The following is a 16520-nucleotide window of genomic DNA, read 5'->3' on the forward strand; positions in this document are numbered from 1 at the left end:
GATTCCTTGCATCGTGTCGGCTTTACCACAACCATTCCCCTCGAAGTCATTCTTGCCGCCGGGAAAACCCCCATCGACCTCAACAATGTCTTCATCACCAGTCCCCGCAGCCATCAGCTCATCGAAGAGGCAGAGGTGGACGGCTTCCCCCGGAGCATCTGCGGTTGGATCAAGGGGATCTACGCGGCGGTTCTGGAATCGGGGATCAAGGAACTCGTCGCCGTCACCGAGGGGGACTGCAGCAACACCCGGGCATTGATGGAAGTTCTCTCTCTCAAGGGGGTCGAGACAGTCCCCTTTGCCTACCCCCATGACCGTGACCCGGAAAGCCTCCGGTTCGAGATCGAAAAACTGATGCGCCATTTCAACGTCGGCTGGGACGCGGTGAATCTCTGCCGGGCCCGCCTCGGCCGCATCCGGCGCAAGATAGGGGAAATCGACCGCCTCACCTGGGAGGAGAACCGGGTAACCGGCCAGGAGAATCATTACTTCCAGGTCTGCACCTCGGACATGAACAGCGATCCGGACCGTTTCGAAGCCGAAGTCGACGCCTTCCTGGCCGAAGCGCGGCAGCGCCAGCCGCGCCGCGACCGGTTCCGCCTCGCTTACCTCGGTGTGCCGCCGATCATCGACGACCTCTACCCGTTCCTCGAAGAGCACGGGGCACGGGTAGTCTTCAACGAAACCCAGCGCCAGTTCGCCATGCCGTTCGCCACGGCAGACCTGGTCGAGCAGTACCGGGCCTACACCTACCCTTACGATATCTTCCACCGCCTCGCCGACGTTCTCGTCGAGCTGGAGCGGCGGCGCGTCGACGCGGTGATTCACTACGTCCAGTCGTTCTGCTTCCGCCAGATCGAGGACATGATCGTCCGCCAGAAGATCCCGCTGCCGGTCCTGACCCTGGAAGGGGACAAGCCGACCCCCCTCGACGCCCGGACCAAGATCAGGATCGAAGGGTTCCTGGAGATGCTGGAGGCGCGGGCGTGAGAATCGGTATCGACCTTGGCAGCCGGAAGGCCAAGTTTGCCCTCTGCGACGGCGACCGGCTCGTCCGCCTCGCCGACCACGACACGATTGCCTTTTACAAGCGGTTCGGCCGCCTGGAGGGGGAAGAACTGTTCCTCGACCTGGCCGGCAGCGCCCTGTTCACCGGCGCGGAACTGGCTGATGCCACGGTGGTCGTTACCGGCTACGGCCGGAATACGCTGAGCATGCACGGCGCGAAGGTCGTCTCGGAAATCCGCGCCCACGTGACCGGGGCGCTGTTCCAGACCGGCCGCCGCGACTTCACCCTGCTGGACATGGGGGGGCAGGATACCAAGGTGGCGCTGGTCCGCGGCGGCAAACTGGCCGACTTCGTCATGAACGACAAGTGCGCCGCCTCCAGCGGCCGCTACCTGGAAAATATGGCGGCAATCCTGGAGGTATCCCTCGACGAACTGTCGCGCCACTGGGAAGAGCCGGTCAAGCTCGACGCCACCTGCGGCATCTTCGGCGAATCGGAACTGATCGGCCAGATCCTGCGGGGCTATCCGGTATCGCGACTCTGCGCCGGCGTCAACCAGACCCTGGTGAAACGGGTAATGCCGATGCTCAAGCGCTTCCCTTCGCCGGCGGTGGTGCTGACCGGCGGCGTCGCCCACAACGGGGGATTGGTCAGGCTGCTCGAAGCAGAAACCGGCCTGGAGATCGTCGTCCCGGAGCATCCGCAACACAACGGCGCCATCGGCTGTTGCCGGCTCGCCGATTGACAACGGCCATCGCCGTAGCTTTACCATCCATCGGAGGAATTCATGAAAATAGCCAAGAAGGACTGGTTTTTCATCATCCTGATCGTCGCTGTTCTGGGGATCTTTTTCGCCATTTCCGGCGAGGTGACCACCAAGAAGGTGCCCAACGACGAGCAGCACAAGCGGTTTTACGCTATGGTGGCGGCAGGGGGGCTGGACGGGATGAAGGAGGCGGATAAGCACTGCCCCGAATGCCATAACGAAACCGGCGGTATCCCCTTCCCATCGAAACATCCGTTGAAACCGAAGGACGGGCCGATGAGCTGCCACCTCTGCCACAAGTACCAGGCGACCAAGTAACGCCGGCATGCGGGACGTCTGCCCATGTCGGTGCTGAATCTGACCGGTGAGCTGGAACGGCTCGTCGCGCACATCGTCGGCCAGGTGGCCGAATTGAGCCACATCGATCCTGGCCGGCTCTTGCTCTGCGTCTCGACGACCCGGAGCGGCGGTATCCGCGGCACCTACGCCAAGATTCACCCGCTCCGTTTTGCCGGTGGAGCGAAAAGCATCGAGCGACGCCGCGGCAGGACGGTCTACGTCAGCACCATGCCGACGGTGATTCGCCGGGAAGTGGAAATGCTCTACGTCATCTACTTCCTCGTCCCGCGCTTCCTCGACCTGCCGCTGCGGGAAAAGCTGATCACCGTCTTTCACGAGCTGTATCACATCTCACCGGCCTGCGATGGCGATATCCGCCGCTTCCCGGGAAAGAACTACGCCCACGGCAGCTCGACCAAGCGCTACAACGCCTACATGGGCACGCTGGTCGACGCCTATCTGGCAGGACACGACCGGCCGGAGCTCCTCGAATTCCTCGCGGGGAGCATGGACGAACTGCGCCGCCGGCACTGCTCGCTGGTCGCGCGGAGATTCCGGATTCCGCGAATCAGGACTGACCGCCGCTAGGCAGCCACAACACTGTTCCTTACCGTTTTTGACGGTGGGACATTTCGGACAGCACGAACACTAATTACAGGAAGGATGCGCACATGGCAATCGGATGGCGGGATGACTTGCTGACAGGCATTACGGAGATCGACAACCAGCACAAGGAACTGTTCAGGCGTTTCGGCGACCTCTTGACGGCCTGCAACGAAGGCCGGGGAGCGGCGGAAGTGAGCCGGCTCTACAGCTTCCTCGACGACTACGTGATCGATCACTTCAAGGCCGAGGAGCGGCTGATGCGCGAGAAAGGCTACCCCGACTACGCCCAGCACAAGGAGCAGCACGACTTCTTCCGCCGGAAACTGACGGAACTCAAGAAACAGGTCCGCGACGAGGGCGCCGGGGTCGCCGTGGTCATCTCCACCAATCAGATGATGATCGACTGGCTCACCCGGCACATCGAGATCAAGGACAAGGAATACGTCCCCTTCCTGCAGGCCTAGCCCGCCTGTCGCTCCCCTTCCCCGGCGTGGCCGCCCCGATTACGGTCAGGGGGCGTCGCCGGCCGACGGTGGTACCTGCAGCAGCTCCGCCAGGACCACCGCCTCGGCAGGAGTGACGGCCACCGGCTGCATCCGGGCCGCCGGCCGAACCACCCGGGGGTTGTCGAGCCAGCGGCGGAGCCGCTCGGCGTTCCATCGCTCGGCAGGTCGAAACTCACCCGGATAGAAACGGCTGAAAAGTCCTGCCAGATTCGGCGCCACATCCCCCGTCCCGAGTCCCCCTTCCCGGGCGGTCAGCGCCCGGTGACAGCCACCGCACTTCCTGACGAACAGATTCTCCCGCACCCCTTTTCCCGGGGTAAAATGGACAACCACCGGCACCTCGTTCGCCCCCCCCCGCCGTTCCGTCGCAGCAGCCATGATCGTGTTGACCAGTGCGGCGGCATCCGTGCCGGCAAAGCAGAAGTCGGGCATGGCCGTCGCCGGCTGCTTGATCGCGTCGAGCAGCCGCTGTGGATCTTCCCGGCCAAGCTGGTCGAGGTTGGTCGCCAGCCCGTTTCCGAGTCCGGCGAGCCGGTGGCAGCGCCGGCACCCGTAACGCTCCGCCAGTCGCTTCCCCAGCGCCACCTGCGGGCTCCCCGGCAGGGTGAAGCCGGCCAGCGCCGCAGGAATGAAGCGGTAATGGGCGATGTTCTTCCGGCTGGTGGCACCATTCCCCCGGTGGCAGGAGACGCAGTTCCCCCGCGCCCGGTAATGGACCGGATGGCAACCGAGGCATCCCTCCTGCGGCGTACCGGTAACGCAGCCGGCCAGGAAGCCGAACCCCAGGATCAGAACGGCGAGACGAGCGACCAATTCTCCCCCCGGAAAAACATCGCGACAACCGTCAGGACAATGATTGCGGCAAAGGCGGCCAGGACGCCCCAATTGGTCAGCCATCGTTCGCGACCGAACCAGACCGCCGCAACCGGCGCTTCCCGGCGGCCGCACCAGGGAAGTGAGAAGAACCAGACCGCCAGCGCAGTGATCAGCCAGGCCAGGGCGGTGCCGTGGCTGACCAACTCCTGGGTCCAGAGGAGAAACCAGGCCGACTTGGCGGGATTGGGGGGGCTCGCCGGATCGGCCGGGGTTAAAAGCGGCGCCGGCACCACCGCCGCCAGCAGGAGCAGCGAGGCGAGCAGCACGCCGCAAGCCCGCTTGATCAGCCGGAAAAAGTGGGGCGAGCTCGTAACGTACTCCCCCGCCCGCCGCGGCTGCCGCCGCAGTTCGGCTGCCGCCCCCCGCGTCTCGCCGCTATGCTGAACCGGTGTCTCCATGGTCGGGTTTCCTTTCACAGGTAAGGGAGCAGCCCCTTGCTCTTCCGGATCCGGTAGAAATGGAGGAACGACAGGGCGAGCAGCGTCAGAGGGATGATCACCACGTGCAGGGCATAAAAGCGCAAAAGCGATAGCGGCTCCCCCACGCCGTCGGGGACCAGGATGGCGCGTAGCGCCGGACCGCCGGGAAACGAGGCGAGCAGTTCCATGCCGGTCCGGGTCGCCCAGTAGGCCAGCTGATCCAGCGGCAGCAGGTAGCCGGTGTAGGCCTCGAACAGTGACAGACCGAGCAGGGCGACCCCGATCACCCAGGTCAGCTCCCGGGGGTGGCGGTAGGCGCCGGTCAGCACTACCCGCAGGGTGTGGAGGAAAAGCAGCACCAGCAGCAGGTGGGAAGCTAGCCGGTGCAGGGCCCGCAGGTACCGGCCAGGGAAGACCGCCGACTCCAGGAAAAGGATGGAGTTGAAGGCCCGGTCGGGCGTCGGCTGATAGTACAGAAGGAGCAGTGCCCCCGAAACCGCCAGCAGCAGCAGGGTGGTAAAGGCCAGCCCGCCGAGGCAGAAAGTATAGCTGATTTTCAGGTCATCCCCCCGAACTACCCGGGGGAAGAGATGTTTGGCAAAATCGCGGACCATCGCACGCTCCCCGTTACAGAAACACGATCACCCGGTCGCCGTCGTCCTCGACCCGGAAGCGGTCGAGCGGCCGGGCGGCCGGCCCTTTCAGCACGTTGCCCCGCCGGTCGAAGACGCTGCCGTGGCACGGGCAGGCCAGCCGGTCGGGGGTGACGGTGACCGCGCACCCCAAGTGGGTACAAGAGAGGCTGAGGGCGTAAATCTCCCCCCCCTCCCGGATCACCGCCAGCCGCCGTTCGCGGAAAACCAGCGCCCCCCGCGGCGGGATGGTCCGTTTCTCCACGGTCAGACGCTCCTCCGCCGGCCGGCGCTGTGGCACGAGAAAACGGCGCCCCAGCAGCAGGGCGGCAAAGGCGGCTAGTGCCGCGATGAACCGCCGGCGTCCCCGGTCAACAGTTTCCATTTGCGCAGATAACTCCTGGTAAAGGCGGGGGTACGCTCCGCCATCTTTCGTATCCGTTCCGGCGCGAGGAACGCCCCGTTGGCCACCCGCTGCCCCCGCCGGTCCCAGAAGGAGTCGAGCTGCAGGCCGTCGTCGCGCAGCCGGTAGAGCCGCTCCACCGCCGGCTCGAGCAGGAAGCGACGCGGGTTGTCGTGGCAGCCGTCGCAAAGGACCGTCCCCCGTTGCACCGTATGGGGGAAGTACGCTTTCCAGCGGGCGGCCAGCAGCCGGTTTTCCTGCCCGACCACCCGCTCGCTGCGGATGTCGGTCAGGTAGAGAATGAACTCGGGGCGGAGCGGACTGACCCGCCCGGCGGCGTTGAGGCCGAGCGGCGGAGCATCCTGCTTCTTCAGGTAGGCGCTCTTCAGGTAGTCATCCCGGTGGGGCACCGCCCCGAACTGCGCCTGCTTCCGCGGGCTGTCGGTGAAGCGAAGCCAGAAGGTGCCGTATTCCTGCGGCGCCCATGCAGCATGGCAGGCGTAGCACTCCAGCCGCTCCAGATGGGCGGGGATCGCATGCTCGATCACCCGCGGGTCGGGCCGATGACAGTCGGTGCACCGTTTGGCCGCCTTACTACCGGTGACCAGACTGGCCATCGAATGGCAATCGCCGCAGCTAAGCCCCGCCTCGGCATGGACATCGGGGAGCATCGGCAGGAACGTCTCGCCGTTGGCCTGAGGGCCCCGCTGGTAGCGGAAGGCGTCCTCCCGCGGGGCCTGGCCGTGGTAGTCGGCGCCAACAAAGTATCCCCGGTGGCAGGTAAGGCAGATGCCGTCCCGCGGGCGGCTGAGGGCATGGCCGCCACTATGGCAGTCGAGGCAGCCGCGGACGTGGCAGCCGTTGCATTGGGTGGCGAAAAAGCGCCCGTCGGTCCGGCCGATGGTCCCGGCGACGAACGCCTGCTCCGGCGCCCGGGTGGTCATCGCCTGGTCGAAGAGTCGATCGTACCCCCGGTGACAGGCAACACAGCGGGCGGCCCGGTCGGCGGCGGTGGCCGGATTGCGCACCGTCGTCCGGTCGTCGCCGTGGCAGGCGGAACAGCCGATAGCCCGGTGGGGGCCGGTCAGCTGCTCACGGTGGCAGACCCGGCAGTTTTCCGCACCGCTAGCGGGCGACAGGGGGATGACTGCCGTCAAGAAGACGGCGATGCAGAGCATCTTCCAGGGCACGATAATCGAGCTCCTTGCGGTAAATGGGGTCAGCCGCCTGGCGGTGGCAGACGATACAGAGATTGGCCGCCATCACCCGCTTCACCTCCCGCTCGTTGAGCGGCCGGGAATGTTCGCGGGTAACGGCCGAAAAAGCCTGTACCCGCCCCGCAGCCATGGTCTGGAAACCGTCGAGCGGTTTCTCCTCGTTCTTGGGACAGAGCAGCGTGCCGGTGATGCTCCGCCCCGCCACCACGTGCTGGCCGAAGCCGAGGAAAGCGGGATTGCCGTGGCACTCGCCGCAGCCGATCGCCCGGGCGCCGGTATTGTGGCCGTAGAACGGCGCGAAGCGGAGCTGCCGTTTCCCCTTGAAGGTGGTGACGTAGCCGCTCTTCGACACGGTGCCGTCCGCCTCCACCACGGTGACGAAGGTCTGGCAGCCGGGGGTGACCGGCGCCACTTTCCCCCGCTGGTTGAGCGCCAGCGGGAAGGGATAGAGCATCCGGTAATCCTCGGTCTCGCTGAAGGCACCGGGGGTATCCATCCCCTTGATGAAGTCGTGGCCGATGCGGCTCTTGTCGTAGGTTGTATGGCAGCCGTAGCACTGGACCACCGTCCGGGAATGGCAGGTATAACATTCAAGCCGGCCGTGACCGGCGATAGTATGGGCCGGGGTGCCAGTGATCACCTTGCAGGTAAAGAGCCGGCCGCTCCGCTTGCCGAGGAGGCGGACCTTGCCGTCACGATAGAAGACATTTGCATAGGGACGCCCCGAGGCAGTCACGATCATCTTCATCCCCGGGCGCATCTGCTGCCGGTACTGGCGCGACTCGCGCACCGGCTCCTCGTTCTCCCGGACGATCTCCCGCCAGCGGGGAAGCTCGGTGCCACTGCCATGACAGTCCTCGCAACGGATCTCCACCTGGTGATAGAGATTCTCATAGGCATAGCCGTCCCCCATGATATCACGGGACGTATGGCAATCGATACAGTCCATTCCCCGGGTATAATGAATGTCGGGGGGGATTCGGGTAACGTTGCGGCCGCCGCTGGTCATGAGCGGTCCGGGAAAGCCGTTGCGCGACGGCACCTGGCCGCTGTTGCCGTCGTAGAGCCCCAGGTAGGAGAGGGCGATCCGGCCGCTCCGGTTGTGGCAGCGGAAACAGGCATCGTTGCCGGGGAGGGGCTCCAGCCGGTGACTGTTGGCCGCCGGGGCACGCCATTTCATCGTCAGATCGTCCCCCCGGTACTCGCTCCGCTCGTTGCGCGGGTAATGGCAGGCGGCACAGCCGGCGCCGTGCCCCACGCCGTAGGCGACGTCGTTCTCGATCCCGATATGACAGAGTGAGCAGAATTTCCGATAGAGTTCCCCGGCCGTATTGTCCAGCTCCGCCACCCCGACGAGCCGCTGTGGCTTACCGGCCGGGTCGAAGACCTCCTCGCCCCCGGTGCCGTAGCGCCGGCCGTCGGTCCCTTCCCAGGTAAGCTGGATATTCTTGATCATCCCGGCATTGGTCTGCATCAGCGTTGAACGGACCCGACCGAGCTGGTAAGGATGGCAGGTGCCGCAGCTCTTCTCCCAGGCGCCGGGAGCGGAAGGGTTGCGGGGGGAGAACATCGTCCGGTGGGCAGCGTCCTTGCTCCGGGCCCGGCCATTGCCGCCGTGACAGCCGACACACGACGGATGGGCCGGCGAAGCATGTTCGATCCGGGCGTGACAGGCGCGGCAGGAGACGTTGTCGGGATCGTCGGCCGCACAGCCGACAAAGAGGCAGCACAGCAATGTCAGCAGCATCCCCGCCCCGGCCGGGCGAAGACGGCTGCCGGCCGATGTCCGGCCTCGCCCCCGCCAACGATCTTCTCGCCTCCTGATTAGCACAATCGTCATCCCCGCTGCCGTTTTACCTGATCTTCCGTCATTCCGACCCTTCCATCAAGGGGAAAGAAGGATTCCCGAGAAATTGTTTCCAGCCGAAAACCGAACAAGCCCTCCCCCGCCGGCATCCAGATGCCGTTGCAAAAAAAAGGCCGGTGCTCTCGCACCGGCCATCACATGAAGGAGGTGAAACGGGAAAGCCCGTACTGCTACTTTCCGGTGCTGCTGATGGTGACGGTTTTCTTCACGTCCTGCCAAAGGAACGGATCGGCATTCATCGTGCCGAAGGGGAGATACCAGAGCTTGACCTCAACCTCCAGTTCATGGGCCAGGATCTTCTTCACCCACTTGCCCCCTTCCTCGACATCGTCGGTCGGGAAGAAGATGTCGAACCGCTCGCGAACGGTTCTGCCCGGCGGCAGGCCGGTATCTTCCAGCAGGCCGCTTTTCTCGTAGGGGCCGCGCCCCATCCGGTCACCCCGCCCCAACTGCTGCGGAACCGGCATGTAAATTTTCTCCTGATTGAACACTTCCTCGCCATCCTTCGTTTTGGCTATGACCGACAGAACCAGTCGGTTGGGGGTCGGTCAGCCATCGGGAATGGAATGGCCGGCATGGTTGGTCATCTCGACCTTGACCACCGCCTTCGGCTTGATTACGCTGCCGTCGCGCCAGTACTCGCCCATCGAATCGACCTTGAACTCCACGGCCGCCTGGGCCATCCCCGGATCACGGTAGCTCTGGATGTTATGGCCGAGCTTGCTCTTCCGCATGTGGCATTCCTGGCACTGCTCCTGCCCACCGTCCGCTTTGTAGGCCCAGAGGTAGCTGCCGTAGAGAGTTGCACACTGGGTCGGATTATCCAGCTCCAGGTTGGGACCAAGACCGTGACATTGGCCGCACTGGATCGCTTCGCCCATGATCGGACTGACGGCCATTTTCGAGAACTGCTCGGCGGGATGATCGCCCGCCTTCGAGCCATACACGACTCCCGCCTGGGGATAGCCGTCGGTCCATTTGTGGGTGATGGCATTACGGTTATGGCAAACCAAGCAGTTAATGTTGACGCTCTTCAGTTTCTCTTCGAGCTTGCCGGCTTTTTCCCGATCCTTGTTTTTCATGGCATCCTGCCAGTCGTAGATCGTGGTGACCAGTTCCTGGGCCACCGAATCCTCCGCATCGGCCAACTGGGGAAGATGGCATTTGGCGCACCCCATCAGGTGCTCAACCTTGACGTCCTTGGGGCTTTTTACCCCCGAATAGGGCCACTCCATCAGCCCGTTGATGATGGTAGTCTTGATGGTCGCTGCTGTTCGTCCCGTGCCGTAGATCGACCGGGAATGGATCGACTTTGCCCACTGATCGTGGACGTCCTGGTGACATTCGATACAGGAGGAGGAATCGTACATTTTCGCCAGTTCGGCCAGCGTCTTTGCCTTTCCCTTGGTGGCGGCGATGGTCCCCTGCCGGCCGATTCCGACCTGCTCCGCACCTGCGGGGATCACAAGACCAACAACCAGCGCGGCTGTGATCATCCCCCATACATGGTGACGTTTCATCGGTGACTCCTTAATCGTTGGTGCCTGTAAAATACATAATTAGCATAAACAAATAATTGCATCCAAAAAAAGACGCCCCCCGACGGAGGAGGCGTCAAGTGATTAGCAGCCCTGGAGCTCTTCGCCGGCGGACTCGCTGATCGTCATGGCCGAATCGGCTTTGATCTTGGCAGCTTTGGCTTTGCCGAACTTCAGCGTCACTTCGTTTCCTTTTACCTCGACAACGCTTGGCATGCCGCCCAGCGCCTGGACTTTTCCACCTTTTTTGACCCAGGCGGGAACCTTGTCGGCTTTCACGGTAACTTTCTCGCCATCGACCTTGGCAACTTTACCGGAGAAGGAACCGGCGGCGCCGGCGACGGCGGCCAGGGAGAGGGTAACAAGCGCAGTGGCCAACATAGTGGTGAACTTTTTCATCGGATATCCTCCTGCTTAAAGTATTGTTTGCCCGGAATCCGGGCAAACGTGATGCGGTGGCTCCCCCTCCCGGCAATCCGGACCGGGAGGGGGAGCCGCCCCTGTTTAGAAGATCAACTGCAGCTGGGTAATAAAGGTATTGAAATCCTTGCTTTGCAGATTGGCGCCTTCGATACCGCTGTAGACCCCTTCCTGATCGAAATTGGTATGGCTGAATTCGAAGGTCAGCTTCAGGTTCTGGCCACGGAGGTAGTAGTTGGCCCCGGCAGCATACCAGTCAACCTTCTGGTCGAAGATGTTGTTAAGCTCGGCAAAGCGCCACTTCTCGTAGCGGCCGAAGAACTGCAGCGGCAGATTGGGAAGCATGTAACCGGCCTTTACGTACCAGCCGTTTTTCTGCCCGTTGAGCCCGACCGTCCCGCTGTCGAAATTGGTGCTGTACTTGTATGCGTCATCCAGATCGACATCCTCGTATGCGGCCGAGGCGGTGACGGTGCCGATCCCTTCAAATGGATACTCGAAGAAGCCGTCAATCGTCCAGGCTTTGTAATCCTTCTCGCCGGTCTGGGCCACCGTGTCGCCATAGGCAACCTTCGGTTCGAACTGATAGGCACCGCCGATGGTCAGGACTTTTTTCTGCCCCAGATAGGTCCCTTTGTAGCCGTAATCCTTCTCCGGATCAAGCAGGGTCACATGAGCACGGAACGAGTAGCGGAAATTGGAATCGGGGGCGGTATCGCCCGAGACCGCCTTGCGTCCTTCCATGGCGTCGATGCGATACTGGAAGATATCGTTGAACAGGTTGCCCCAGACCGCTACCCCGGTATCACGCGTCGTTACGTACGGTGCGCGAATGAACAGCGAACGGTCGAGGGTCAGCGGCATTTCGCACGCTTCCAGATTCTCGCGGGAGAGGTTGTACTTGAACTTGCCGACGTTCACATGGAACATGTCGTTCAACTTGAAACGCATTACCGCGTCGAGCAGCTGGAATTCGGTCCCCTGGTTAGTGCTGGCGACGCCAAGGGTCCCGACATTGGCATCCTCGGTGAATTCGGTCTGCACATAGAGGCTCAGCATATCGCCGTATTTGCCCATAAAGGCGAGCCGGTTACGGCGGAAGTTGAAGTTGGTGGTGGTGTCATCGTTATTGCTGCCCGAGCCGGTATCGCGGACCGTCATCTGGAACTGCCCCTTGTAATCGATCTGCAGGGCTCCCTGGTCCTCGGGGCCGAAGGTGATCCGCGGACCGGCAAAGGCCGTGCCGGCCATCAGGGTCAGACCGAGCGCCAGTGCCGAAACTTTTCCTGACCTGGATATTTTTATCATGCATTCACTCCTTATGGTTTTGGTAGGTCCCCACCCAACGGCAGGGTGACAATTCACGCCTTCCTAGCAGCCGCCGCCACCGGTCGAACCGCCGCCGGTCGTGCCGGTAACGGTGCTCCGGTATGCCTTGTCAGCAGTTTCGATCTGGTTGCCGTCCGCATAGCTCGGCTCCACGCCGAGGACGCGAGCGCTGTAGTCGACTATCGTTCTGCCGCGATCGACGTTCCAGGTCAGGTTGTCCATGAGCGAGGTGGTATCCCAGATGGAGCCGACGTGCAGTTTGCCACCGGCGTTGCTGCCGTTCAGGGCGAGATGGTCCGACGAGGCCATCAGGTTCCATTGGCCCAGCGAACCGTCGTACCATTTGACGTTGACGGTGGAATTGTAGTAGGCGATGCCGTCGAGGACGAAATAGGCCTGCGAGGCGTTATTGCCGGCCCGGCACATGGTAATGAAGGTTTTTGCCGCATCGCGATTGGCGTCGCCGATCGTCGTGACGGCGTCGCTCCCCACTGCGGCGCTGATCGCCGTCTTGATCTCGTCGGCAGTCTTGAAGGTCACCCCGGTGATGACGTTAGCGAGCGGGAAGCGATAGGAGCCTTTCACTGCCCCGTCAAACGGCGTGTATTGGGTCGTCACGATCAGGTCGGTCGTCGAGGAGATTTGCGTATCCGGACGGACGGTATCCAGAATGTAGGTTTTGCCGGTGTTGCCGGCGACGATCCCCTTGACATAGTCGATCATCTCGCTGAGCGACACCCGCATATCGGTGTTGACGTTGGTCGTCCCGTTCTGGGCCACCCCGTAGGTCGACCGCTGAATGGTCGGCACATTGGAGGTCAGCGCGTAACCGGCAGTAACCCAGGCGGCATTTCCCCCCTGGAGGACCTTGAGGCGGTTTTTCGGGATGCCCCAGTAACGGAAGGTCGCATAGGCACGGGTCAGGTTGAGGGCAGAAGTGCCATTGGTGGTCAGAACGATGGTCGTGTACTTGTCGATGCCGGCGTTCTGGATCACGGCATCGATGGTGGCCCCACTGCAGACCATGCTTCCCGTGACCTCCAGCGGACCCTCCGGCCGCGTCTCCTGGAAGGCGTTGGGTGCGCTCGCTCCGCCAATCAGCTGTGCGCCGGGGATATGGCCGACGGTATAGTAGGCGTTCGTCGTGTTATCGGTCGAGGTTGCCGACGGGTTACTGGAAATATCGAGAATTACCACCCGGTCGTATCCCCCCGCCTGATTGACCAGACCGGCATCCGCCCATTGCTTCAGGGTGGCCGGCTCGATGAGCGCCGTAGCCGTCTGGGTAGTCGACGCCGTTACCGATGGGCTGTCGTAACCACTTGTCCCGCACCCCCACATGACCAGCGAAACCAGCGCAACCGCGCTGAGCAGACTGGCCAACACAATCCGCCCTTTTCTCCAATTCGTTTTCGACATACAACCTCCTCGAAACTGTAATTACCTGCTGCCAGAACAATCAACGTACCGCCATGACATACCCGCGCCGCACTATGCGGCGGAGCGTAAAAACCCAGGTAAAATATGCATAAAAATCATGATTGAGGAAGCTGTCGGTGATACTCGCCTAAACCGTACGGATTTAGTCCGTTTACGATCGCGCTTTCCTCTTGAACTTTTACGGATATTCTGCGATAAACTCCAATGAAATATTTTCATACACCCCATGCCGAATACGCATAATCACAAAGGAGCGGTTAATCAATGGATTTTCAGCTTCTCAAAACGTTTCTCCACGTTGCAGCGCTCGGCAGTTGCTCCAAAGCCGCCACCGCCCTCTTCATCACCCAGTCCGCCGTTTCGCGCCGGATAAAGCAACTGGAAGACCATTACGGCAAGCCGCTATTGGAGCGCTCCGGCGTGGCACTGCGTCCGACCGCCGCAGGTCAGTTACTGGTTGAAAAGGCGCGCCAGATTCTGGAAATTGAAAAACAACTCCTCGAATCCCTCGATGGCAGCCAGCATAAGGAAAAAATCTCTTTCTGCTGCACGCCGTCTTTCGGCATCGGCCGGCTTCCGAGCGCCCTGACCGATTTCATGGCCGAACACGCCGAAACCGCCGATCTCAAGTTTGTCTTCGACATGCCCGAGGCCGCCCTCGAAGGGATCGACAGCGGCCGGTTCGACCTGGCGCTGATCGAACATTGCGACGACCTCGACCTGTTCGGCTTCATCACCCAGCCGCTACCCGACGACGAAATGATCTTCATCAGCAGTCCCGGCCGCGGCATCGGCACGACCGAAGCCGGCATCGAGCGCCTGGTCGGCGAACGGCTCTATCTCAAGAATGAAAACGGTTGCGCCAAGCGTTTTCTCGACAAGAACATGCGAACCATCGGCCGTGATAGCAGCGAATTCCGCAACACTGTCTATTTTGATGATCTGCCGTTCATCATCAGCGAAGTCATGGCCGGCAAGGGTATTTCTTTCGTCTCCGTCGGCCTGGTGGCGGCGAAACTGGAAACAGGCTCGCTCGTGGCACATCGCATTGCCGGCTTCAACCACCATCGCCCCCGCACCCTTGTTCTCAGCCGGGAGCTGAAACGCTCACCGGTCTTTGCTGCCTTCATCGGCTCACTGTTCGCCTCGTTCTCGGCAACCCCGCCGCCCCATCTGGTGAACCCGGGGCAGTCCCCCGTACCACAGCATTAATCAGTCCATATTTATTCCTGCTAAAGTTTTGCAGCAATCTCCCGATAGGGTGAATGAGAGCCTGTTAGGTTTCGGCACATCATTTTGCCGCCGGCACGGTTGCGGGCTTCTCGAACGGTCACTCGTGCCACACATGTTCTCGACGAAGAGAGGAGAGAGATGCAATGAAATGGTTAAATGACCTGCACCTTCGCAGCAAGCTGGTGGCCGGTTTCGTACTGGTGGCGCTGATTGCCGGCATCGTGGGGATTATCGGCATCTCCAGAATTGGCGTTATGGAACAGGCCGGTATCGACATGTACGAGCACAACACCGAACCGCTGGGAACCTTCGGCAATATCGCCATCGCCTTCCAGAAAGCCCGGGTGAACATCAGGGGGATGATTCTTGACGACAACCCCGCCCGCGCCCAGGCCAATGCCACCAGCATCGCCAAACTATACAAGGAGATCGACACCAACCTGGCGGTGTTTGGCAAAACTATCGAAACCGAGCAGGGGAAGAAAGAGCTGGAGGCGCTCAGAACGCTGCTCGCCAACTACCAGCCGGTTCGCGAGCAGATCATTAACGCTACCCTCGAAGGAGACCGGGAAACCGCTCTGACGGTGATGCGAAGCGAGGGACTGGGGTTCGAGAAGAATATCGACACTTCCATCAAGAAAATGTTCGATATGAAGATCGCCACGGGCAAGGCGCGGAGCGAGCAGAATTCGGCTGTTGCCCAGAGCGCCAAGATCCAGATGACGGTTTTCGCCGGCATCGGCTTCGTCCTGGCGGTACTGCTCGGCTTCTTCATCGCCCACCAACTGACCGCCCCGCTGAAACAGGTGGTCGGGCTGGCCAAGGCGATCGCCGACGGCGACCTGACCAGCCATCTCGACATGGAGCGCGGCGATGAAACCGGTCAGCTGGCGGCAGCGATGAACACGATGGCCGAGCGACTGAACCGGCTGATCGCCGGGGTTGCCGAGAACTCCACCCAAGTAGCGGCCGCCGCCGGGCAGCTCACCGCCAACGCGGAACAGATGGCCACCGGCGCCGAAGAGGTGGCCGCCCAGACCGGGACGGTTGCCACCGCCAGCGAGGAGATGGCCGCCACCTCAACCGAGATTGCCCTTAACTGCACCAGCGCCGCCCAAGAGGCGAAAAACGCCAGTGACACCGCCACCCAGGGATCGGCGGTTATTCGCGAGACAGTACACGAGATGAGCCTGATCGCCGAACGGGTCCGGGAGACCGCCAAGACGGTGGAAAGTCTCGGTGCCCGCAGCGACCAGATCGGTGAAATCATCGGCACCATCGAGGACATTGCCGACCAGACCAATCTCCTGGCACTCAACGCGGCCATTGAAGCGGCGCGGGCCGGCGAACAGGGACGGGGCTTCGCCGTTGTCGCCGACGAGGTGCGCGCCCTGGCCGAACGGACCACCAAGGCCACCAAGGAGATCGGCGCAATGATCAAGGCGATCCAGCAGGAAACCAAGGGGGCGGTCGTTTCCATGGAGCAGGGGGTCCGGGAGGTAGAACGCGGCACCGCCGAGGCGACCCAGTCGGGTGAAGCACTCCACGAGATTCTCGACAAGATCAGCTCGGTAACCCTGCAGGTAAACCAGATCGCCACCGCCGCCGAACAACAGACGGCCACGACCTCCGAAATCAGCAACAATATTCAGCAGATCACCACCGTGGTGCAGGATACCGCCCGGGGCGCCCAGGAAACGGCCGCCGCTTCCCGCCAGCTCTCGCAGCTTTCCGACGAACTGCAGCGGCTGATCGGGCAATTCCGGCTCGCTTCGTAAATTGCCGTAACATCTTTGCGGCGCCGCCATCACTGGCGGCGCCCGTCCCTGACCGCTTCCCGCCAACGTTAACGGTCTCTCAGCAGATACAACTTGCATCGAGGGAACGGCCAACGGTAAGATGCTGCAACTTCCTGATGCC

17 protein-coding genes are annotated in these 16520 nt (G+C 62.1%); 7 read left to right on the forward strand and 10 right to left on the reverse strand.

From position 1 onward, the window contains the following. The first annotated feature begins 6 nt into the window (after positions 1-6). From QMN23_RS16645 to QMN23_RS16665, 5 genes are all read left to right on the forward strand, one after another. Positions 7-990: a 2-hydroxyacyl-CoA dehydratase family protein gene (locus tag QMN23_RS16645; protein WP_282000451.1), complete on the forward strand. Its 984-nt coding sequence runs from the start codon at positions 7-9 to the stop codon at positions 988-990. Continuing rightward, the gene (locus tag QMN23_RS16650; RefSeq protein WP_282000452.1) at positions 987-1754 is read left to right on the forward strand and encodes an acyl-CoA dehydratase activase; all 768 of its coding nucleotides are present in this window, start codon (positions 987-989) and stop codon (positions 1752-1754) included. The genes QMN23_RS16645 and QMN23_RS16650 overlap by 4 nt, the downstream gene beginning before the upstream one ends. A 42-nt stretch (positions 1755-1796) precedes the next feature. Beyond that, positions 1797-2093 carry a cytochrome C gene (locus tag QMN23_RS16655; RefSeq protein WP_282000453.1) on the forward strand — a complete coding sequence of 99 codons (297 nt, stop codon included), beginning with the start codon at positions 1797-1799 and terminating at the stop codon, positions 2091-2093. A gap of 24 nt (positions 2094-2117) precedes the next feature. Then, positions 2118-2702: a putative metallopeptidase gene (locus QMN23_RS16660; protein WP_282000454.1), complete on the forward strand. Its 585-nt coding sequence runs from the start codon at positions 2118-2120 to the stop codon at positions 2700-2702. An 83-nt stretch (positions 2703-2785) separates the two neighbouring features. Next, positions 2786-3184, forward strand: a complete 399-nt coding sequence (locus QMN23_RS16665) for a bacteriohemerythrin (RefSeq protein ID WP_282000455.1) — start codon at positions 2786-2788, stop codon at positions 3182-3184. A gap of 45 nt (positions 3185-3229) precedes the next feature. On the opposite strand, the gene extS is transcribed toward QMN23_RS16665, so the two are convergent. The 10 genes from extS to extH all read right to left on the reverse strand — a co-directional run bounded on the left by extS (position 3230) and on the right by extH (position 13346). Beyond that, complete coding sequence (gene extS, locus QMN23_RS16670; protein ID WP_282000456.1) at positions 3230-4039, reverse strand: selenite/tellurite reduction operon c-type cytochrome lipoprotein ExtS; 810 nt, start codon at positions 4037-4039, stop codon at positions 3230-3232. Further along, positions 4015-4500 (reverse strand): selenite/tellurite reduction operon b-type cytochrome membrane protein ExtQ, encoded by a 486-nt coding sequence (gene extQ, locus QMN23_RS16675; RefSeq protein WP_282000457.1) that lies wholly within the window; start codon positions 4498-4500, stop codon positions 4015-4017. Before extQ ends, extS begins: the two co-directional genes overlap by 25 nt. Before the next feature lie 14 nt (positions 4501-4514). Beyond that, entirely contained in the window at positions 4515-5135 is a 621-nt protein-coding gene (locus tag QMN23_RS16680; protein WP_282000458.1) for a cytochrome b N-terminal domain-containing protein, read from the reverse strand. A 13-nt stretch (positions 5136-5148) separates the two neighbouring features. Further along, positions 5149-5538 (reverse strand): ubiquinol-cytochrome c reductase iron-sulfur subunit, encoded by a 390-nt coding sequence (locus QMN23_RS16685; RefSeq protein WP_282000459.1) that lies wholly within the window; start codon positions 5536-5538, stop codon positions 5149-5151. Beyond that, entirely contained in the window at positions 5493-6746 is a 1254-nt protein-coding gene (gene extO / locus QMN23_RS16690; RefSeq protein WP_282000460.1) for a selenite/tellurite reduction operon b-type cytochrome iron-sulfur cluster-binding subunit ExtO, read from the reverse strand. The genes QMN23_RS16685 and extO overlap by 46 nt, the downstream gene beginning before the upstream one ends. Beyond that, positions 6682-8520: a selenite/tellurite reduction operon c-type cytochrome ExtM gene (gene extM / locus QMN23_RS16695; RefSeq protein WP_282000461.1), complete on the reverse strand. Its 1839-nt coding sequence runs from the start codon at positions 8518-8520 to the stop codon at positions 6682-6684. The genes extO and extM overlap by 65 nt, the downstream gene beginning before the upstream one ends. A 290-nt stretch (positions 8521-8810) precedes the next feature. Continuing rightward, a complete protein-coding gene (gene extKL, locus QMN23_RS16700) occupies positions 8811-10160 on the reverse strand; it encodes a multiheme c-type cytochrome (seleno)protein ExtKL (RefSeq protein WP_432613082.1) in 1350 nt (449 codons plus the stop codon). 102 nt (positions 10161-10262) lie between these two features. Beyond that, positions 10263-10577, reverse strand: coding sequence for a selenite/tellurite reduction operon protein ExtJ (gene extJ / locus QMN23_RS16705; RefSeq protein WP_282000462.1), 315 nt, complete (start codon positions 10575-10577; stop codon positions 10263-10265). A gap of 105 nt (positions 10578-10682) precedes the next feature. After that, positions 10683-11906, reverse strand: a complete 1224-nt coding sequence (gene extI, locus QMN23_RS16710) for a selenite/tellurite reduction operon porin ExtI (protein WP_282000463.1) — start codon at positions 11904-11906, stop codon at positions 10683-10685. 63 nt (positions 11907-11969) lie between these two features. Further along, positions 11970-13346, reverse strand: a complete 1377-nt coding sequence (extH, locus tag QMN23_RS16715) for a selenite/tellurite reduction operon rhodanese-like protein ExtH (RefSeq protein WP_282000464.1) — start codon at positions 13344-13346, stop codon at positions 11970-11972. Between the two features lie 285 nt (positions 13347-13631). Between extH and QMN23_RS16720 the strand changes: the two genes are divergently transcribed. Then, entirely contained in the window at positions 13632-14579 is a 948-nt protein-coding gene (locus QMN23_RS16720; protein WP_282000465.1) for a LysR family transcriptional regulator, read from the forward strand. A gap of 164 nt (positions 14580-14743) precedes the next feature. Continuing rightward, entirely contained in the window at positions 14744-16378 is a 1635-nt protein-coding gene (locus tag QMN23_RS16725) for a methyl-accepting chemotaxis protein (protein ID WP_282000466.1), read from the forward strand. Positions 16379-16520: the final 142 nt, after the last annotated feature.

The sequence above is a fragment of the Geotalea uraniireducens genome, assembly GCF_027943965.1.
In the GTDB taxonomy this organism is placed as follows: Bacteria; Desulfobacterota; Desulfuromonadia; order Geobacterales; family Geobacteraceae; genus Geobacter; species Geobacter uraniireducens.